Raw genomic sequence first — 18,784 nt, 5'->3', positions numbered from 1 at the left:
GAGCTATTTTTGCAGGGAGCTGCCCCCCAACTATCTTCGCCGCAGGTGCGTTTCACATCTCAGTTCGGGATGGATAAGCGTGGTTCCACACCGCCATAGGCACCAGGAAAGCTTTCAAAACCTTGAAGGCTGCATAGTAATTTGTCTTGCTACTTCTACCAATGTGTCTGTTGACTTGCCACTTGAGGTCAAGCCCTCGGTCTGTTAGTATGGCTCGACTTCATGCATTACTACACTTCCATCTACCACCTATTAACGGGTGTTCTACCCGTGACCTTACTGGGTTAACCCATGAGAGCACTCATCTTGAGGTGGGCTTCCCACTTAGATGCTTTCAGCGGTTATCCGCTCCGCACTTGGCTACCCTGCGTTTACCGTTGGCACGATAACAGGTACACCAGAGGTGCGTTCTTCCCGGTCCTCTCGTACTAAGGAAGAATCCTCTCAATGCTCTTGCGCCTGCACCGGATATGGACCGAACTGTCTCACGACGTTCTGAACCCAGCTCACGTACCGCTTTAATGGGCGAACAGCCCAACCCTTGGGACGTACTACCGCCCCAGGTTGCGATGAGCCGACATCGAGGTGCCAAACCTCCCCGTCGATGTGAACTCTTGGGGGAGATCAGCCTGTTATCCCTAGAGTAACTTTTATCCGTTGAGCGACGGCCCTTCCACTCAGTGCCGTCGGATCACTAAGACCGACTTTCGTCCCTGCTCGAGTTGTCCCTCTTACAGTCAAGCTCTCTTGTGCCTTTACACTCTACGGCTGATTTCCAACCAGCCTGAGAGAACCTTTGTGCGCCTCCGTTATCATTTAGGAGGCGACCGCCCCAGTCAAACTACCCACCTGATACTGTTCCGAAGCCGGATAACGGCATTCGGTTAGAATTCTAGCTCTGACAGAGTGGTATCTCACCGTTGGCTCCAGAATCCCCACAAGGACTCCTTCATAGCCTCCCACCTATCCTGCGCAGTCAAAGCCCGAACCCAATACCAGGCTATAGTAAAGCTTCATAGGGTCTTTCTGTCCAGGTGCAGGTAGTCCGTATCTTCACAGACAATCCTATTTCGCCGAGCCTCTCTCCGAGACAGCTCCCAGATCGTTACGCCTTTCGTGCGGGTCGGAACTTACCCGACAAGGAATTTCGCTACCTTAGGACCGTTATAGTTACGGCCGCCGTTCACCGGGGCTTCAGTCGCTAGCTTCAGGAGCAAGCTCCCTGACCAACTTCCTTAACCTTCCGGCACTGGGCAGGCGTCAGCCCCCATACATCGTCTTGCGACTTAGCGGAGACCTGTGTTTTTGGTAAACAGTCGCCTGGGACTCTTCACTGCGACCACCTTGCGGTGGCACCCCTTCTTCCGAAGTTACGGGGCAATTTTGCCGAGTTCCTTAGAGAGAGTTATCTCGCGCCCCTTAGTATTCTCAACTATCCCACCTGTGTCGGTTTAGAGTACGGGCAATTATGAATTAACGTGTTTAGAGCTTTTCTCGGAAGCCTGACATCACACACTTCGAAGACGTATCTTCTCGTACTCACATCTCCGCTCAAGACGTTTTCGCCGTCTCTCATCGCCTCGAATGCTTGAACCAGTAACCAACTTCTGGCTGTGTTAGCCTTCTCCGTCCCTCTGCACAATTCATAATCGGTATCGGAATGTTGACCGATTGTCCATCGACTACGTCTTTCGACCTCGCCTTAGGTCCCGACTAACCCTCCGCGGACGAGCCTTCCGGAGGAACCCTTAGGATTTCGGGGCATTGGATTCTCACCAATGTTTGCGCTACTCAAGCCGACATTCTCACTTCCGCTTCGTCCACATCTGCTCTCGCTAATGCTTCTAACTACAACGGAACGCTCCCCTACCGATTTGTATACAAATCCCACAGCTTCGGTACATAACTTAGCCCCGTTCATTTTCGGCGCAGGATCGCTTGACCAGTGAGCTATTACGCACTCTTTTAAGGATGGCTGCTTCTAGGCAAACCTCCTGGTTGTCTCTGCAATCCCACCTCCTTTATCACTTAGTTATGATTTGGGGACCTTAGCTGGTGGTCTGGGCTGTTTCCCTCTTGACGATGGAGCTTATCCCTCACCGTCTAACTGGCAGAGTGTACACGGGGTATTCAGAGTTTGACTCGATTTGGTACCGCTCTCGCAGCCCGCACCGAATCAGTGCTTTACCCCCCCGCTATAATCTCTACCGCTGCGCCTCAACACATTTCGGGGAGAACCAGCTAGCTCCTGGTTCGATTGGCATTTCACCCCTAACCACAGGTCATCCGCTGATTTTTCAACATCAGTCGGTTCGGACCTCCACTTGGCTTTACCCAAGCTTCATCCTGCCCATGGTTAGATCACCAGGGTTCGGGTCTATAAATACTGACTAGCGCCCTATTCAGACTCGCTTTCGCTTTGACTTCGGCATTCCCGCCTTAATCTGCCAGTACCTATAAGTCGCCGGCTCATTCTTCAACAGGCACACGGTCAGACGTTTAATCGTCCTCCCATTGCTTGTAGGCTGATGGTTTCATGTTCTATTTCACTCCCCTCCCGGGGTTCTTTTCACCTTTCCCTCGCGGTACTGTTTCACTATCGGTCACACAGGAGTATTTAGCCTTTCGAGGTGGTCCTCGATGATTCAATCGGAATTCCACGTGCTCCGACCTACTCGGGATTCAGCTAGTATCTTTAAGCTTTCGACTACAGGATTCTCACCTTCTCTGATGCAGCACTCAACTGCTTCGTCTAACCGCCAGATTCCATGTCGCTGTCCCACAACCCCAGTGGTGAAAACCACTGGTTTAGGCTCTTCCCGCTTCGCTCGCCGCTACTAAGGGAATCGAGTTTTCTTTCTCTTCCTACAGCTACTAAGATGTTTCAATTCGCTGCGTTAGCTTGTTCTACCCTATAGATTCAGGTAGCCATGTTTAGGGTTGCCCCATTCGGAAACCCCCGGATCAATGCTTGCTTCCAACTCCCCGGGGCATATCGTCGGTAACCACGTCCTTCTTCGCCTCTGTGTGCCTAGGTATCCACCATCAGCCCTTTGTAGCTTGACCACTTGATGTAGCACATCAATCCACATTGGTGTCTGTGATATTTATCGACTGACCTTAATCAATCGATTCCTACCTGACAAATTACTATGCAGTTTTCAAGGTTCTGGCTGGACTCTACGTCACAGCAGGCTCTCTTGATGCTCAAGATGAGTTGCTATGACTCTTGTCTCTTCTTCACTAAAAAATAAAGAAAATGGACAGTGGAGGTTAACGGACTCGAACCGTTGACATCCTGCTTGCAAAGCAGGCGCTCTACCAACTGAGCTAAACCCCCTCAATATCTCTCTCATCAAAATGAAAGCTGATAGATACAAAGGTGGGCCATCCTGGACTCGAACCAGGGACCTCACCCTTATCAGGGGTGCGCTCTAACCACCTGAGCTAATAGCCCACGAACCGAACCATAATAGCTTAGAAGACAGCACTCATAACTTGAACGACCTTGGGATGACCAACTCTTGTCCTAATCGCACTATGCTTTCAGATATCGAGTAGGTAGGTCTCCCTAAAAGGAGGTGATCCAGCCACACCTTCCGGTACGGCTACCTTGTTACGACTTCACCCCAGTCATCAGCCCTGCCTTCGGCATCCTCCTCCGCGAACGGTTGGAGTAACGACTTCGGGCGTGGCCAACTCCCATGGTGTGACGGGCGGTGTGTACAAGGCCCGGGAACGTATTCACCGCAGTATGCTGACCTGCGATTACTAGCGATTCCTCCTTCATGTAGGCGAGTTGCAGCCTACAATCTGAACTGAGCCACGGTTTATGGGATTGGCTTGCTATTGCTAGCTTGCGACCCTTTGTCCGTAGCATTGTAGTACGTGTGTAGCCCAGGACGTAAGGGGCATGCTGACTTGACGTCATCCCCACCTTCCTCCGGTTTGTCACCGGCAGTCTCTCTAGAGTGCCCAACTTAATGATGGCAACTAAAAACGAGGGTTGCGCTCGTTGCGGGACTTAACCCAACATCTCACGACACGAGCTGACGACAACCATGCACCACCTGTTTACGAGTGTCCAAAGAGTTGACCATTTCTGGCCCGTTCTCGTATATGTCAAGCCTTGGTAAGGTTCTTCGCGTTGCATCGAATTAATCCGCATGCTCCGCCGCTTGTGCGGGCCCCCGTCAATTCCTTTGAGTTTTAATCTTGCGACCGTACTCCCCAGGCGGATTGCTTAATGCGTTAGCTGCGTCACCGAAGTGCATGCACTCCGACAACTAGCAATCATCGTTTACGGCGTGGACTACCAGGGTATCTAATCCTGTTTGCTCCCCACGCTTTCGCGCCTCAGCGTCAGTAACGGGCCAGTGTGTCGCCTTCGCCACTGGTGTTCTTCCGAATATCTACGAATTTCACCTCTACACTCGGAGTTCCACACACCTCTCCCGCACTCAAGACATCCAGTATCGAAGGCAGTTCCAGGGTTGAGCCCTGGGATTTCACCCCCGACTTAAATGTCCGCCTACGCGCCCTTTACGCCCAGTAATTCCGAGCAACGCTAGCCCCCTTCGTATTACCGCGGCTGCTGGCACGAAGTTAGCCGGGGCTTCTTCTCCGGGTACCGTCATTATCGTCCCCGGTGAAAGGATTTTACAATCCTAAGACCTTCATCATCCACGCGGCATGGCTGCGTCAGGCTTTCGCCCATTGCGCAAGATTCCCCACTGCTGCCTCCCGTAGGAGTTTGGGCCGTGTCTCAGTCCCAATGTGGCTGGTCATCCTCTCAGACCAGCTACTGATCGTCGCCTTGGTGAGCTTTTACCTCACCAACTAGCTAATCAGACGCGGGCCGCTCCAATGGCGATAAATCTTTCCCCCGAAGGGCACATACGGTATTAGCTCAAGTTTCCCTGAGTTATTCCGTACCAAAGGGCACGTTCCCACGTGTTACTCACCCGTCCGCCACTAACCCCGAAGGGTTCGTTCGACTTGCATGTGTTAGGCCTGCCGCCAGCGTTCGCTCTGAGCCAGGATCAAACTCTCAGGTTGAGTTGAGCACTGACCTTCGCGTCATCGACCATATGGTCGGTTTGGCGTAGTCTACGTTTCTTGACGAGATCCCACTCGATCGATCCGAAGATCGACTTCATGGTGTCTTTTCAAAAGACCGCAGTTGTCAGTGTCGAGATGGCCTCAAAGGACCATCGCCAGGACACCGCCGCCTGCGTTTCTCTTTCCAGATCAACGATTTCAAAGACCCGAACCGGAGGCTTTCCGGCCCCACCGTTTAGCGCCCGGTGTCGGCGGAGGCGGCGATGTAGTCGCCTCGGTTTTCCGTGTCAAGCGGTTCTTTTTGAAGAAGAACCGTTTTTCTCGGAGCCGCTTTTGGAGGAGACCTCCGGGGCGGCGGGAGCGGCGTCTCTAGAGAGGACCGATCCCTGCGTCAACCGACTTTTTTCAGAAGTTTTTTCGCCGTTTCGAAGCTGGAAGCTTCGGAGACAACGAAGGCCTCACCGGGAAGTTTGGGGCTTCCCGTCGGGGCCGTTTCTGAGTCGGTCAAGAGCGCGGAGACTATGCGGAACCGAAACCAGAAGCAAGTGACTATTTTCACTTTCTTCCGGGGCCGCCTCCCGGGGTCGCCCCCGTTCCGCCGCCTCGGCGCCGCCCGTTTCCGAGCGAGGCGGCGATGTACCCACGGGCCGTCCGGGCCGCAAGCGGAGATTTGCGATTTCTCAAACTTTCTCGCGGCCCGCCGTTCGTCGAACCGGGGACTCAGCCCGCCGCGATATAGCTCTTCAGGCTTTCCGCCTCGCGCGCCGCCTCATCGATGCGCGCCTTGACCAGGTCCCCGATCGACACGACCCCCATGAGAGCGCCGTCGCGCAGCACCGGGAGATGGCGGATGCGCCGGTCGGTCATGCGCCCCAGCAGTTGGTCCACGCTCTCGCCCGGATCCGCAAAGATCACCTGACGCGTCATGTAGTCGGCGACCGGGCGGGCCAGCGCCGCGGCCCCGTCCTTCGCCACGGCCCGGACGATGTCCCGTTCCGAGAGGACGCCGACACAGGCGTCGCCGTCGCAGACCATCAGGGCCCCGACCCGTCGGCTCTGCAGCTCGCCCGCGGCCTCGGCCACGGACGCCTTCGGCCCCAGCGCGTGCACCGCGCCACCCTTGCTCTTGAGAATCTCGGCCACCAGCATGCGCGTCTCCCTCGCCCCGGCGGTCGCGGTCGGACCGCTTCTAGAGAGGAGGGTCGCCCAGATCGGCGGGCGAATCAAATCGCGGCCCGTACAGCCGGACCCACGGCCCGATCAGGACCAGCCCGGCGATGAATCCCGCGGCGTGCGCCTCCCACGCGATCGAGGCCCCGTCTGCGCCCGGCGCAAACCCGATCAGGCCGACGAAAGCGTTCAGCCCCATCCACGCCAGGCTGGCCGAAACCACCCGGCGATCCTTAAGCGGCAGCACCCTTCCGCCCCCGCCCAGCAGACGCGTCGCACCGCCGATCAGGCCGAACACCGCGCCCGATGCCCCGACCAGCGCCTGCCCGCTGTCCGGGTGGATGGCGACATAGCCGAGCCCCGCCAGCACGCCGCACACTATATAGAAGGCCAGAAATGCGCCGACACCGCGGGCGCCCGGCAGCATCCGCGCCACGGCGGCGCCGAACGTCAGCGCCCCGATGGCGTTCATGGCAACATGGCCCCAGCCGCCGTGCAGCAGCATGACGGTGATCAGCTGCCACCACGCTCCATCGAGAACGGCGTCCGGGCGCAGCGCCCAGTCGATCCCCTCCCCCGGCAGGCGCAGCTGCAGCCAGAACAGCACCGGCATGGACACCGCCAGCGCCACGGCCACCGCCGGGGCGTTGAAAACGCGTTCGGAACGCGCGAATCGGGGGGGCTCGTCCGCCATGCCCCCCAGATGGGGCCGCCCCCTGCCCCGCATCAAGCGCTTCTTAAGAGACGTGGGCCAGTTTGCGGTGGCGCCCGCTTAACCAGGGTCGCTTACCAAGATGGTGGACGCACCATGACGACCTTCGCCGCGGCCGCTCCGGTCGCCCTGATTCTGTCGCTCGGCCTCGCCGCCCCGGCGCTGGCCCAGTCGTACGGGGCCACGCCCGCCCGCCTGCAGTCGGGCTATGGCGACGCGCGCACCGCGGTGGCCACGCCGGCCACCGGCTCGACCCGCGACGCCAACGGCAACCGGCTGATCGTCAACGGCATCATCCAGAACGGGGCCAGCGCCTACTCGTCGTCCTCGGGCGGCGTCGCCCGGGCCTGGTCCGGCGTCGGCGGCCAGACGTCGGGGACCCAGGTCGGCGGGGCCACCGCCATCGGCAACCAGCTGAACGTGGTCGTCACCGGCAGCCGCAACATCGTGATCGTCAACTCCAGCCAGACCAACAGCGGCGACATCACGGCAGGCGCCGTGCTGAACGGGACCCTGAACCTGCCATGAGCCTGATGATCGCCCTCAAGCGCGCCCGCCCACTCGGCGTCCTGACCGCCGCCGCGGCCCTGCTGTCGGCCTGCGCGGTCAGCCCGACGGCCGGCCCCGGCGGGCTCTACGCCCGTCCCATCGGCAACGCCCCGGTCACGGCCAACCCCACGCCCTATTCCACGGCCCTGTACTGCCTCGCGGACTACGCCCGCCGCTACAACCTGCCCTCGCCACGCATGGCGGTCGGGCGGATCAGCGACTACACCGGCACCATCTCGCCGGATGGCGGGCGCCAGATCACGGGCGGGGCCTCGCTGATGGCCACCTCGGCCCTGGCCAAGGCCGGCGCGCGCATCGTCGAGCGCTTCGACACCTCCGTGTCCGAGCTCGAGTTGCGCTACGCCAACAACCGTCTGATCGGCGATGAGGCCGCCAATCCCGAGTCGCCCGGCGAGATCGAGTTCCGCCGCATCATGGCCGGCCAGGTGCCGGGCTCCGACTTCTACATCGTCGGCGGCATCACCGAGGTGAACGCCAACATCCGCTCGGCCGGCTTCGACGTCGCCGGCGGCGAGATCCAGGACAACGGCGGCTCGGGCATCGTCACCGGGCGCGTCTATGTCATGAACATCGCCCTCGACCTGCGCCTGGTGCAGACCCAGACGCTCGAGGTGGTCGACGTCATCTCCTACCAGAAGCAGGTGGTCGGCCGCGAAGTCTCCGCCGGCCTGTTCGACTTCCTCAATGGCAATGTCTTCGACCTGTCCGCCGGGACGGGCGGCATGGAGCCGGTGCAGCTGGCCGTGCGCGCCCTCGTGGAGCGGGCCACGCTGGAGATGATGGCCAACCTCTACGGCGCGCCGGGCCCGCAGGTCTGCCTCGACGCCACCAACGATCCGCTCGGAACCGTGGGCCCCACGGGCGGCTACTATCCGGCCTACGCCAACACGGACACAAACAATGGCGAAACCCGCGCTGAGCCGGGTCGCTGGCATGATCGCCGCGACCGTGACGTGCGCCGCGGCCGCTACTGAGGCCCTGGCGCAGGACGGTTCGACCGTCCTGAACGGACAGATCCAGCTGAACGACAGCGTCGCCGAGGCGACGCTGAACGTCGTCGACGCCGGTTCGGTCGATGCGTCCGCCAGCGCGCGGGGCAACGAGGTTCTGGCCGGCGTGGTCGGGACCACCGGTCGCCTGACCTCCGACCAGGCGATGCAGGGCGGGGCCCGCGCCACCGTCAGCCTGACGCTGGAGGGCGACACCGGACCGCTGGACGCCCGCGCCGACGCGACCGGCAACCGTCTCGGCGGCACGGCCGAACGCGGCGCGATCGACCTCGACGCCCGCCAGACGGTCGGGGTGCCGTCCGTCATCGCCCGCGCCCGCATCGAGAACGACACCGCCCGCCTCCTCGAGGGCGGGACCCTGACCGCCACCGCCCAGGGCAATGTCGCCGCCCTGCAGGCGACCGAGGGGCGCGTCACCGGCGCGATCGACCAGACCTCGACCGCCGCGTCGGTCGACGCCGGCGCCCTGGCCCTGACCCAGTACATCCCCGCCCCGGCCGTGGTCTCGGCCCAGGCGCTGGGCAATGCAGTCCAGTCCGGCGGGACCGGGGCCTCCAGCGCCGCGCTGGACATCCGCCAGACCTCTGACGGCGCGCTGGTCACCGCCGCGGTCAGCGCCAACGCGGGCAACGCCTGGGATCTGGCCGGCCGGGCCCGCGCCGCCGCCAACCAGACGATCCTCCGCAACGCGGGCGGCTCGGTCGTCGCGGCGACAGACCAGAGCAACCGCTCGGCCGTGCGCGCCTCCTCCCTCTTCACGGCCTATGACTTCGGGCGCGCCGAGGCCTCGGCCACCGCCGCCGGCAACAGCGCCGAGGTCGGCAACAACGATCGCTACGTCGAGATCGACAACAGCCAGTTCAACGGCGGCGTGGTGACCGCGGACGCGACCTTCGTCGGGGCCTATGGCTATGACGCCCAGGTCGGGGCCGAGGCGGTCGGCAACAATGTCGTCGCCTACGCCTGCGCCACCTGCGAGGGCACGCTGGTCACCGCCAGCACCCAGACCAACACCGCCGCCGTGACCTCGACCGCCACCGCCTCGGTCGGCGGTCAGGGCCGGGCCGTGGTGGTCGGGGCCAACGCCGTCGGCAACCGCGCCACCTTCTACGTCACCGGCCCGACCAACTAGGCGCCTCAGCGGCCGGTGACAAAGCCGGCGATGGCCTCCGCCAGCCCCGCCGACAACGGCGCATCCGTCAGCCGATAGGTCGCTGCATTGGCCGCCCGGTCCGCCGGGGCGTCGCGCAGCACATGGTTCATGCCGGGGATGATGACCGGCTCCAGCCCCCGCGCCCCGGCGAGGCGTTCGGCGTCGGCGACGGTCACCAGGATGTCCGTCTCCCCCTGCACCACCAGCATCGGCCCGGGGTAGCGCGCCAGCTCCACCGCCGGGTCATGGCTGAACAGGCTGACGAAGTAGGTGTTGAGCGCCGGGTTGAACAGCATCGCCACGCCCGGGTGCGCGCCGGTCAGGTCCGGCGCCTCGCCCGCCTCAAGGCTGGCGATGATGCGATCGACCTGCGGCAGGATCGCCGCATTGGCCGGATTGGCCGCCAGCTGCTCGCGCAGCACCTGCTGCAGCGGTCGGCCCGGGGCCGCCAGCAGCACCAGACCGCAGACGTCGGGACTGTCCTGCGCCGCGAGGATGGCCACCAGCCCGCCTTCGCTGTGGCCCAGCAGCCAGGCGCAGGGCGCGCCGGCGCGGCGACGCGCCTCGGCCGCCCAGGCGCGGACGTCCTCGGCATAGTCGGTCAGGCGCACGGCGTTCGGGTCCGCCGCCGCAGCCGCGCTGCCGAACATGCCCCGCTTGTCGATGCGGATCGAGCCGACGCCCTCGACCGCCAGCGCCTCGGCCAGCCGTTGGTAGGCCCCGCCGGCGACGCCGAGCGGACTGTTGCCGTTGCGATCGGTCGGACCGCTGCCGGGAATGATCACCATGACCGGCCCGCCCGCGGCGGGCGCCAGATAGGTCCCGGCCAGCGGCCCGGTCGGCCCGGCGATCATGACCGCCTCGTCCGCCGCCGCAGCGCCCCCCGCCAGCAGCCCCGCCAGCAGCCCCGCCGCGACGGCCAGCCCGATCCATCCGCTTCGCATCTCGCGCCTCCGTGTCTCCGCCGGCTCCCCAAGGCCAGCCTGCCCGCCCTGCCGCGTCAACAGCGCCCCTTTCCGGCCGCATTAATCTTTCGTCATTTGTCTCGGCGCCGCCGAGGCGGCTATGTCAAGTTTCCTTGCCATTCTGGAGAGCCTCCATGATCCGGGCCCGTCGCCTCCTTCTCGTCTGCGCCTCTAGCGTCGCCCTTTTCGCCGGGGCCGCCCTGCCCGCCGTCGCCCAGGTCGCGCCCTCGGACCCCTGGGCCCAGGCATCCAGCGACATTCCGGCGGACAGCGCCGTCCGCTTCGGCACCCTCGATAACGGCATGCGCTACGCCATCCTGCGCAACGCTACCCCGCCGGGTCAGGCCTCGCTGCGCCTCCGCATCGACGCCGGCTCCCTGATGGAGAACGAGGACCAGCTCGGCCTCGCCCACTTCACCGAGCACATGGCCTTCAACGGCACGACCAACATCCCCGAGAACGACCTGCTGCGCATTCTCGAGCGGCTGGGTCTGGCCTTCGGCGCGGACACCAACGCCGCCACGGGCTTCGACCAGACCTTCTACCAGCTGGAACTGCCGCGCACGAACGACGAGACCGTCGACACGGCCCTGCGCATCATGCGCGAACAGGTGTCCGAAGCCCTGTTCGCGGCCGAGGCGATCGACGAGGAGCGCGGCGTCATCGTCGGCGAGGAGCGCACCCGCAACACGCCGCAGCTGCGTTCGATCAAGGCCCAGCTGGCCCTGCTGGCGCCCGGCCAGCGCATCGCCGACCGCCTGCCGATCGGCGACCTCGACATCATCCGCACGGCGCCGCGCGAGCGCTTCGTCGCCTTCTACGACGCCTACTATCGCCCCTCGCGGGCGACCATGATCGCGGTCGGCGACTTCGACGTCGACGTGATGGAACAGAAGGTCCGCGCCGCCTTCGCCGACTGGACCCCGCGCGCCGCCGACGGCCCGGAGCCGGACCTCGGGCAGGTCGCCCCGCGCGGCCCGGAGACCCGCATCCTCGTGGAGCCGGGCATCCAGTCCTCGGTGCAGATCAACTGGACCCGCGCCCCCGACCTCGATCCCGATACGGTCGCCGAGCGGCGCGAGGACACGGTGCTGGGCCTCGGCCTCGCCGTGCTGAACCGCCGCTTCGGCGAGATGGCGCGCGAGGATAATCCGCCGTTCCTCGGCGCCAGCGCCTCGTCGGACACGTTCGTCAACAGCCTCGACCTGAGCGGCGTCTCGGCCAACTTCAATCCCGGCGGCCTGAAGCGCGCGCTGGAGACGATCGAGCAGGAGACCCGCCGCATCGCCCAGTTCGGCGTCACCGCCCAGGAGCTGCAGCGCGAGATCACCGACCGCCGCACGGCGCTGGAGAACGCGGTCAACGCCGCCGCCACCCGCACGACCCCGGGCCTCGCCGGGGGCCTGCTGGGCGCCACCAACGACAACCGCGTCTTCACCAGCCCGCAGACCAACCTCGACCTGTTCAACGCCGCGGTCGCCGGCCTGACGCCGGACACGGTGGTCGCCGCCCTGCGCGAAGCCTTCCAGGGGCAGGGGCCGCTGGTGCTGGTGGTCACGCCCGAGCCGATCGAGGGCGGCGAGGCGGCCGTCACCGGCTGGCTCGAAGCCTCGCGCGCCACGCCGGTCCAGGCCCGGGCCGAGGCGGCCGCTCTGGAATGGCCGTACACCAGCTTCGGGACCGCCACGGTCCCGGCCGAGCGCCGCGAGATCCCCGAGCTGGGCGCGACCGTCCTGACCTACCCGAACGGGGTGCGTCTGACGGTCAAGCCGACCGACTTCCGCGACGAGCAGATCCTGATCAGCGTCCGCACCGGCCTCGGCGAGCTGGGCCTGCCGACCGACCGCGCCACCCCGGCGCCGCTGGCGGCAGGCACCTTCACCGCCGGCGGTCTCGGCCAGCTGACGCTGGACGAGCTGAACCGGGTGCTGTCGGGCCGCATCTACAGCGTCGGCTTCGGCGTCGAGGGCGACGCCTACCGTCTCAGCGGGGCCACCCGGCCGCAGGACCTCGACCTGCAGATGCAGGTGCTGGCTGCGTTCCTGACCGATCCGGGCCTGCGCCCGGCGCCGTTCGAGCGGATCAAGGGCCTGTTCCCGCAGATCATCGCCCAGCAATCGGCCACCCCGGCCGGAGCCTTCGGCCTGCAGGCGCCGGGCCTGCTGGCCTCGGGTGACGCCCGACAGGGCCTGCCCTCGGCCGAGACGGTCGCCGGCTTCACCAACGACCAGCTCAAGGCGACCCTGATCGAGGGGCTGTCGCAGGGGCCGATCGAGATAGTCGTGGTCGGCGACACCACGGTCGACGCCGTGGCGGCGGCGGTCGGCGCGACCTTCGGCGCCCTGCCCGCCCGCGGCGCCCGTCCGGCGGTCCCGGCCGGCGGCGATGTGCTGCGCTTCCCGGCCGGCACGCCGACCCCCGTGGCCCTGACCCATGCCGGTCCGGCGGACCAGGCCCTCGCCTATGTGGCCTGGCCGACCACCGACGCGGTCGCCGACGCCACCGAAGCCCGTCAGATCAGCGTGCTGGCCTCCGTGATGGAGCTGCGCGTGCTCGACCGGATCCGCGAGGAGCTGGCCATCGCGTACTCGCCGAGCGTCGGCTCCTCCAGCTCGGACGTGTTCGCCGGCTATGGCTCGATCTTCGCCGCGGCCCAGACCTCGCCGGAGAATCTCGCGACCTTCTTCAGCGAGATGGACGCCATCGCCGCGTCCCTGCGCGATGCGCAGATCGATGAGGATGAGCTGACCCGCGCCCGCGCCCCGCAGATCGAGGCGCTGCGCCGCGCCCTGGCCGGCAACGAGTACTGGCTGACCCAGCTGGTCGACGCCTCGGCCGACGCCAATGCGGTCAACGACGTGGTCAACCACATCGCCGACCTCGAGGCCGTCACCCCGGCCATGCTGCAGGCCCTGGCCCAGCGCTACCTCAACGCCGGCAGCGCCTGGCGCGCCCAGGTGGTCTCGGCCGCCGCCCCGGCCAACTGAGCCTGACGCAAAAAGCCCCGCTCCGGTTCGCCGGAGCGGGGCAGTTGTCAGGAGGTCGACGGAGACTTCGACCCTGACCGAATTCAGCACATGCGAGCTGACCGGCGGCTGAACAGCCGGTTCAGAACACCCTGCCGCCCACCCCGCCGTCGAGGGTGATGGAGGAACCGACCACGACGGCGCCGGCCTCGTGGACGATCTCCTCGCGGTACTCGGTGTAGGTCTCTTCCCGCACCATCGTCAGGATCTTGATGCCCGCCCCGTAGCGGCGCAGCAGCGAGCGCTCGTTGCACTCCCGCTCCGGCCGCTGGACGCGACACTGGATGACGCCGCCGCGGCCGTGCCACAGCGCCTCGCCCTTCTCGCAGATCAGGGTCTCACCGCCGTCGAAGCGCGTTTCGCCCTCATAGTCGGCGATGGTGATCTGAAGGCGCGTCCCGGCGAGGCAGCGATAGAGCTCGCCCTCGTAGTCGTCATAGACATCCCGGCCGGGGCGGACCTGCGAGGCCGGATGCGGCACGGCGCGATCGTCGATGCAGAAGGCCTGGATGGCGACCCGCTTCGAGACGCGCCGCGTCAGGGTGTAGGGCACGCGCACCACCCGGGCGACAGAAGCGGCCTCGACGTTCAGGCCCTGGATGGTCGTCGGATAGGGCTGGTCGACATTGAAATAGGCGACGCCGCCGCCACGACCGAAGCCGCCCGCCGACGCGCTGGCGCGGGCGTTCAGATAGGCCCGGGCGCTGGCCGAGGCCGTCGCCGTCGCACCGGCGTTGACGTTGACGTTCACATTGACGTTGCCGCCGCAGCAGGGCGGCGGGGGCGGCGGCTCGCAGCAGGCCGGAGGCGGCGGCGGGGGCGGAGGCGGAGGCGGAGGCGCGCAGCAGGGCTCCGGCGGAGCCTGGCAGCCCGTGCCGCACTGGGCTTCGGCCCGCTCGGCCGAGGCCGTCAGGGCGAGAAAGGCGATCGCCGCCGGCAACCAGATGTCGATCCGCAACCGCATGGGGCGGGCTCCTGTCGAGACACTCGCCGCCCGGACCTGCAAGGACCGGGCCGCATGTACCCCTCACAGGAACAGCAAACCCTTGCGTTTCCGTTGCCTCACAGGCGCGAGGTCAGACAGGGCCGAGGTCGCGGGCGTAGCGCCGCCAGTTCTGCACATAGTGCTCGGCAGACATGCGCAGCACCGCCTCCTCGGCCGGCTCGCGCGACCGCACCATCTTGCCCGGGGCCCCGACCACCAGACTGTTGTCGGGGATGACCTTGCCCTCGGTGATCAGAGCCTTGGCCCCGATGATGCAGTTGCGGCCGATGCGGGCCCCGTTCAGCACCACCGCCCCGATGCCGATCAGGCTGTAATCGCCGATCTCGCAGCCGTGCAGCATGGCCTGGTGCCCGACTGTAACGCCGCGCCCCAGCGTCAGCGGCGAGCCCGGATCGGTGTGCAGCACCGCCCCGTCCTGGACATTGCTATCCTCGCCGAGGGTGATCGGCTCATTGTCGCCGCGCAGCACCGCGCCGAACCACACGCTGGCGCCGGGCCTCAGAATCACGTTCCCTAGGACGGTTGCATTCGGCGCGATCCAGTATTCCCCCTCGGGCGGAAGCTGCGGTTGCTTGTCGCCCAGTCGCAAAACGGTCATTTGCGCCATGCCTCTTCTGAACAGATTGCCGGTTTAAGCATTCAGAAACCACGTTAGCATCAGGCTGTCAGCACGATTCGGGAGCCGGATTTGGCCCTCGTCTCGGAAGCCGGTCCATTCCGGTCCGGCCAGGCCAAGGAGGACGTGAGTGTCGCGTTCGGTACGGCCGCGGGTTCGCCCGCACGAAGTCGGCCTGTCCCCCGATCCCGGCGATCGCGTCGTCTCGGCAGCTGCAGCTTCCTCCCCCTCATGTCGACCGCAGGCGAGTCCGTTTCGGGCTCGCCTTTTTTAATGCCCTGGAGGCGTTCATGACCAAGCGATCCGCCCTCAAGCGTCAGGCCCGCGAAGCGGTGTTTGATCCGCACCAGTTCTCGGATGACGCCAAGGTGCGTCGGCTTCCGACCCATGCCGGCTGGTCGCCCTATCCGTCGAACGACGAGCGGGACCAGGGCTATCTGAAGACCCTCAAACCCAAGTCCGAAGGTCAGGCGGCGCTGCTCAACGCCATCGACGCGCACAATCTGGTGCTGGCGCTCGGCCCGGCCGGCACCGGCAAGACCTATCTGGCCGTGGCCAAGGCGGTCGAGGCGCTGGAAGCCGGCCGGGTCGGCCGCATCGTCCTCAGCCGCCCGGCCGTCGAGGCGGGCGAATCGATCGGCTTCCTGCCCGGCGACATGGAGGACAAGCTGGCCCCCTATCTGCGCCCGCTCTACGACGCCCTGTCCGACCGGCTCAGCATGAAGCGGGTCAAGGCGCTGATGGCCGAGGGCCTGATCGAGATCGCCCCCATCGGCTACATGCGCGGCCGCACGCTGAACAACGCCTTCGTGGTCGTCGACGAGGCGCAGAACTGCACCTACGTCCAGCTCAAGATGCTGCTGACGCGGCTGGGCTGGCACTCGACCATGGTGGTGACCGGCGACCCGCACCAGTCGGACCTGCTGCCGGGCGTCTCCGGGCTCGCCGACATCGCCGAAAAGCTGCAGCTCGTGCCCGACATCGCCGTGGTCCAGCTGGCGGAGCGGGACATCGTCCGCCACCCGCTGGTGGCCTCGATGATCGGCGTGCTCTGAGGCCTTCCCCGCCGACGAAACTCAGGCCGTCGCCGGGTTGCCGGCGGCGGTCTTTTCGTGCGCGGCCTCGGCGGCTTCCTTCGAGCCCTCTGCCGGCGGCGTGGGCCGCGCGCCGAAGCGATCGATCAGCCGGAACAGGAAGGGGTTCAGCGTGATCGACAGCAGGGCCGCCGACAGGATCAGGTCGTGCGTCTCCCGGCTCATGGCTCCGAGGTACATGGAGAGGGCGGCGAGAATGAAGGAGAACTCGCCGATCTGCGCCAGACTGGCCCCGACCGTGAGGCTGGTCGCGCGATCCAGCTTGAAGGCCGCCGTGATGGCCAGCGCCGCCAGCGTCTTGCCCACCACGACGATGAACAGGACCCCGAGCACCGCCAGCGGCTCGCGCCACAGGATCGACGGGTCGAACAGCATCCCGACCGAGACGAAGAACAGCACGGCGAAGGCGTCGCGCAACGGCAGGGAACGCTCGGCTGCATTGTGGCCCAGCGGCGTCCCGTTGAGCACCAGACCGGCCACGAAGGCGCCGAGCGCGAACGAGGCCCCGAACACGCCATAGGCCACCCAGGCGATGCCCAGCGCGATCGCCAGCACGCCGAGGGTGAACAGCTCCCGCGATCGGGTATGGGCGATCCGCACCAGCAGCCAGGGCAGCACCCGGCCTCCGACGATGAACATGAGACCGATGAAGGCGGCGACCTTCAACAGGGTCCACCCCATGCTGCTCGCCAACGAACCCAGGCTCTGGGTCTCGCCGGGCGGAACGACGATCAGCGGCAGCATGACCAGCGCCACCACGATCACCAGGTCCTCGACGATCAGCCAGCCGACCGCGATGCGGCCGATCTCGCCCTTGACCTGCCGCCGCTCCTCCAGCGCCCGCAACAGCACCACGGTCGAGGCCACTGACAGGGAGAAGCCGAGCAGCAGCGCCTCGACGTCGCCGAGCCCGAGCAGGAAGCGTCCCAGCACCCAGCCGAGGCCGGTCGCCGCGGCGATCTGGACAAGAGCCCCCGGCACGGCGACCCGGCGCACGCGCATCAGGTCCTGCGGCGAGAAATGCAGGCCGACGCCGAACATCAGCAGGATCACGCCGATCTCGGCCAGCTGCGGAGCGAGCTCGGTATCGGCGACATAGCCCGGCGTGAAGGGACCGACCACGATCCCCGCCACAAGATAGCCCACCAGCGGCGACAGCTTCAGCCGATTGGCCAGCATCCCGAAGACGAAGGCGAGGACGAAGCCGCCCACCAGGGTCAGGATCAGGCTGTCGGCATGCGGCATCGGCGCTCCTTGGCGGGCGGGGGCGGAAATCCTCGGGAAGTTCCGCCCATATGGCCGTGGTTCGCCGGAATTCAAAGCGTCCGGACGGTCACACGCCCCGGGCGAACGCCTCCAGCTCCTCGGGCGTGTTGAGCGCCAGGCTTTCGGCGTCCGGCGCGATGCGCTTGGCCATGCCGGTCAGGACCTTGCCGGAGCCGATCTCGGCGAAGCGGGTGACGCCGCCCGCGCCGGCCATCCATTCCATGCTCTCGCGCCAGCGCACCCGGCCGGTCACCTGCTCGACCAGCAGGCGGCGGATGACCTCCGCCTCGCGTTCCGGGCCCGCCGTGACATTGGCGACCACCGGCACGGCCGGGGCGTGGATCGTGGCCGCGGCGAGGGCCGCCGCCATCTCTTCGGCCGCCGGCTGCATCAGAGGACAGTGGAAGGGGGCGGAGACATTCAGCGGAATGGCGCGGGCGCCCAGCGCCTTGGCCGCCTCGATGGCGCGGTCGACCGCCGCCTTCTCGCCCGAGATGACCACATTGCCCTGGTTGTTGTCGTTGGCGACGACGCAGACGCCGACCTCGGCTCCTGCCTTCGCCGCCGCCTCGGCCAGCGCCAGATCCGTCTTCGGTCCGATCAGCGAGGCCATCGCCCCCTGCCCCACCGGCACGGCGCGCTGCATGGCCTGGCCGCGCAGCTTCAGCAGCCGCGCCGTATCCGACAGGCTGATCGCCCCGGCGGCGGCCAGGGCCGAGTACTCGCCCAGCGAGTGGCCGGCGACGAAGGCGGCGCGCGTCACCTCAACGCCGAACTCGGCCTTCAGCGCGCGGATCGCCGCCACGGAAACCGCCATCAGGGCCGGCTGGGCGTTCTCGGTCAGGGTCAGCTGGTCCTCCGGCCCCTCCCGCATGAGAGCCGACAGCTTCTGCCCCAGCGCCTCGTCGACCTCGGCGAAGACGTCCCGCGCGCTGGCGAAGGCGTCGGCCAGCGCCGCGCCCATGCCGACCGACTGACTGCCCTGACCGGGGAAGAGAAGCGCGAGGGTCATGTTCCTGCTGTCCTGCACCGTGAATCCGTGGCCGGAGCGGTAGGGGAAGGCTCCGCCGGGAGCAAGAGAGGGCGGGATGACGGCCCCGCCGCGCGGACGTAAGGTCGGCCGGCACCGGAGGAC

The 18,784-nt window shown here is 65.7% G+C and carries 12 protein-coding genes, 2 tRNA genes and 3 rRNA genes; 5 read left to right on the top strand and 12 right to left on the bottom strand.

Features of this window, described 5'->3' with window-relative positions:
* The 7 genes from rrf to VGN74_RS01775 form a co-directional block, all read right to left on the bottom strand.
* Positions 1 to 107 (bottom strand): 5S ribosomal RNA (rrf, locus tag VGN74_RS01805); the annotation flags it as partial.
* A gap of 77 nt (positions 108 to 184) precedes the next feature.
* Positions 185 to 3,066: ribosomal RNA gene (locus tag VGN74_RS01800) — 23S ribosomal RNA — on the bottom strand.
* A gap of 201 nt (positions 3,067 to 3,267) precedes the next feature.
* A tRNA-Ala gene (locus VGN74_RS01795) sits at positions 3,268 to 3,340 on the bottom strand.
* A gap of 43 nt (positions 3,341 to 3,383) precedes the next feature.
* Positions 3,384 to 3,457, bottom strand: a tRNA-Ile gene (locus VGN74_RS01790).
* A gap of 117 nt (positions 3,458 to 3,574) precedes the next feature.
* Positions 3,575 to 5,058, bottom strand: a 16S ribosomal RNA gene (locus VGN74_RS01785).
* Between the two features lie 723 nt (positions 5,059 to 5,781).
* On the bottom strand, positions 5,782 to 6,210 hold the full coding sequence (locus tag VGN74_RS01780; protein WP_327445648.1) for a CBS domain-containing protein: 429 nt from the start codon (positions 6,208 to 6,210) through the stop codon (positions 5,782 to 5,784).
* 40 nt (positions 6,211 to 6,250) lie between these two features.
* Positions 6,251 to 6,925 carry a rhomboid family intramembrane serine protease gene (locus VGN74_RS01775; RefSeq protein WP_327445647.1) on the bottom strand — a complete coding sequence of 225 codons (675 nt, stop codon included), beginning with the start codon at positions 6,923 to 6,925 and terminating at the stop codon, positions 6,251 to 6,253.
* 114 nt (positions 6,926 to 7,039) lie between these two features.
* Here VGN74_RS01775 and hfaA point away from each other — a divergent pair, with 114 nt between their 5' ends.
* Genes hfaA through hfaD form a run of 3 tightly spaced genes read left to right on the top strand, consistent with a single transcriptional unit; the run spans position 7,040 to position 9,655 of the window.
* A complete protein-coding gene (hfaA, locus tag VGN74_RS01770) occupies positions 7,040 to 7,471 on the top strand; it encodes a holdfast anchoring protein HfaA (RefSeq protein ID WP_327445646.1) in 432 nt (143 codons plus the stop codon).
* The gene (hfaB, locus tag VGN74_RS01765; protein WP_327445645.1) at positions 7,468 to 8,487 is read left to right on the top strand and encodes a holdfast anchoring protein HfaB; all 1,020 of its coding nucleotides are present in this window, start codon (positions 7,468 to 7,470) and stop codon (positions 8,485 to 8,487) included. Before hfaA ends, hfaB begins: the two co-directional genes overlap by 4 nt.
* Positions 8,414 to 9,655 carry a holdfast anchor protein HfaD gene (gene hfaD, locus VGN74_RS01760; protein ID WP_327445644.1) on the top strand — a complete coding sequence of 414 codons (1,242 nt, stop codon included), beginning with the start codon at positions 8,414 to 8,416 and terminating at the stop codon, positions 9,653 to 9,655. Before hfaB ends, hfaD begins: the two co-directional genes overlap by 74 nt.
* Positions 9,656 to 9,660: 5 nt before the next feature.
* On the opposite strand, the gene VGN74_RS01755 is transcribed toward hfaD, so the two are convergent.
* A complete protein-coding gene (locus tag VGN74_RS01755) occupies positions 9,661 to 10,620 on the bottom strand; it encodes an alpha/beta hydrolase (RefSeq protein WP_327445643.1) in 960 nt (319 codons plus the stop codon).
* Positions 10,621 to 10,775: 155 nt separating this feature from the next.
* On the opposite strand from VGN74_RS01755, the gene VGN74_RS01750 reads away from it, so the two are divergent.
* Positions 10,776 to 13,628: a M16 family metallopeptidase gene (locus VGN74_RS01750; RefSeq protein WP_327445642.1), complete on the top strand. Its 2,853-nt coding sequence runs from the start codon at positions 10,776 to 10,778 to the stop codon at positions 13,626 to 13,628.
* A 121-nt stretch (positions 13,629 to 13,749) separates the two neighbouring features.
* Here the strand turns inward: VGN74_RS01750 and VGN74_RS01745 are convergent, their stop codons facing one another.
* Both VGN74_RS01745 and VGN74_RS01740 read right to left on the bottom strand, forming a co-directional pair.
* Positions 13,750 to 14,631 (bottom strand): hypothetical protein, encoded by an 882-nt coding sequence (locus VGN74_RS01745; protein ID WP_327445641.1) that lies wholly within the window; start codon positions 14,629 to 14,631, stop codon positions 13,750 to 13,752.
* A 112-nt stretch (positions 14,632 to 14,743) separates the two neighbouring features.
* Complete coding sequence (locus VGN74_RS01740; protein ID WP_327445640.1) at positions 14,744 to 15,271, bottom strand: gamma carbonic anhydrase family protein; 528 nt, start codon at positions 15,269 to 15,271, stop codon at positions 14,744 to 14,746.
* A 296-nt stretch (positions 15,272 to 15,567) separates the two neighbouring features.
* Here VGN74_RS01740 and VGN74_RS01735 point away from each other — a divergent pair, with 296 nt between their 5' ends.
* Complete coding sequence (locus tag VGN74_RS01735; RefSeq protein WP_327445654.1) at positions 15,568 to 16,344, top strand: PhoH family protein; 777 nt, start codon at positions 15,568 to 15,570, stop codon at positions 16,342 to 16,344.
* 21 nt (positions 16,345 to 16,365) lie between these two features.
* Here VGN74_RS01735 and VGN74_RS01730 read toward each other — a convergent pair whose 3' ends face one another.
* Together VGN74_RS01730 and fabD are read right to left on the bottom strand one after the other, a co-directional pair.
* A complete protein-coding gene (locus VGN74_RS01730) occupies positions 16,366 to 17,628 on the bottom strand; it encodes a cation:proton antiporter (protein ID WP_327445639.1) in 1,263 nt (420 codons plus the stop codon).
* A gap of 88 nt (positions 17,629 to 17,716) precedes the next feature.
* Complete coding sequence (gene fabD / locus VGN74_RS01725; RefSeq protein WP_327445638.1) at positions 17,717 to 18,661, bottom strand: ACP S-malonyltransferase; 945 nt, start codon at positions 18,659 to 18,661, stop codon at positions 17,717 to 17,719.
* Positions 18,662 to 18,784: the final 123 nt, after the last annotated feature.

Source organism: Brevundimonas sp. (genome assembly GCF_035998205.1).
Classification (GTDB): domain Bacteria; phylum Pseudomonadota; class Alphaproteobacteria; order Caulobacterales; family Caulobacteraceae; genus Brevundimonas.
The sequence above is the reverse complement of the archived record's forward strand: the minus strand, read 5'-3'. Positions and strand labels throughout refer to the sequence as shown.

Coding starts and splice junctions, on each gene's coding strand:
- VGN74_RS01780 (WP_327445648.1), bottom strand. CDS start 6,210: ATGCTGGTGGCCGAGATTCTCAAGAGCAAGGGTGGCGCGGTGCACGCG.
- VGN74_RS01775 (WP_327445647.1), bottom strand. CDS start 6,925: ATGGCGGACGAGCCCCCCCGATTCGCGCGTTCCGAACGCGTTTTCAAC.
- hfaA (WP_327445646.1), top strand. CDS start 7,040: ATGACGACCTTCGCCGCGGCCGCTCCGGTCGCCCTGATTCTGTCGCTC.
- hfaB (WP_327445645.1), top strand. CDS start 7,468: ATGAGCCTGATGATCGCCCTCAAGCGCGCCCGCCCACTCGGCGTCCTG.
- hfaD (WP_327445644.1), top strand. CDS start 8,414: ATGGCGAAACCCGCGCTGAGCCGGGTCGCTGGCATGATCGCCGCGACC.
- VGN74_RS01755 (WP_327445643.1), bottom strand. CDS start 10,620: ATGCGAAGCGGATGGATCGGGCTGGCCGTCGCGGCGGGGCTGCTGGCG.
- VGN74_RS01750 (WP_327445642.1), top strand. CDS start 10,776: ATGATCCGGGCCCGTCGCCTCCTTCTCGTCTGCGCCTCTAGCGTCGCC.
- VGN74_RS01745 (WP_327445641.1), bottom strand. CDS start 14,631: ATGCGGTTGCGGATCGACATCTGGTTGCCGGCGGCGATCGCCTTTCTC.
- VGN74_RS01740 (WP_327445640.1), bottom strand. CDS start 15,271: ATGACCGTTTTGCGACTGGGCGACAAGCAACCGCAGCTTCCGCCCGAG.
- VGN74_RS01730 (WP_327445639.1), bottom strand. CDS start 17,628: ATGCCGCATGCCGACAGCCTGATCCTGACCCTGGTGGGCGGCTTCGTC.
- fabD (WP_327445638.1), bottom strand. CDS start 18,661: ATGACCCTCGCGCTTCTCTTCCCCGGTCAGGGCAGTCAGTCGGTCGGC.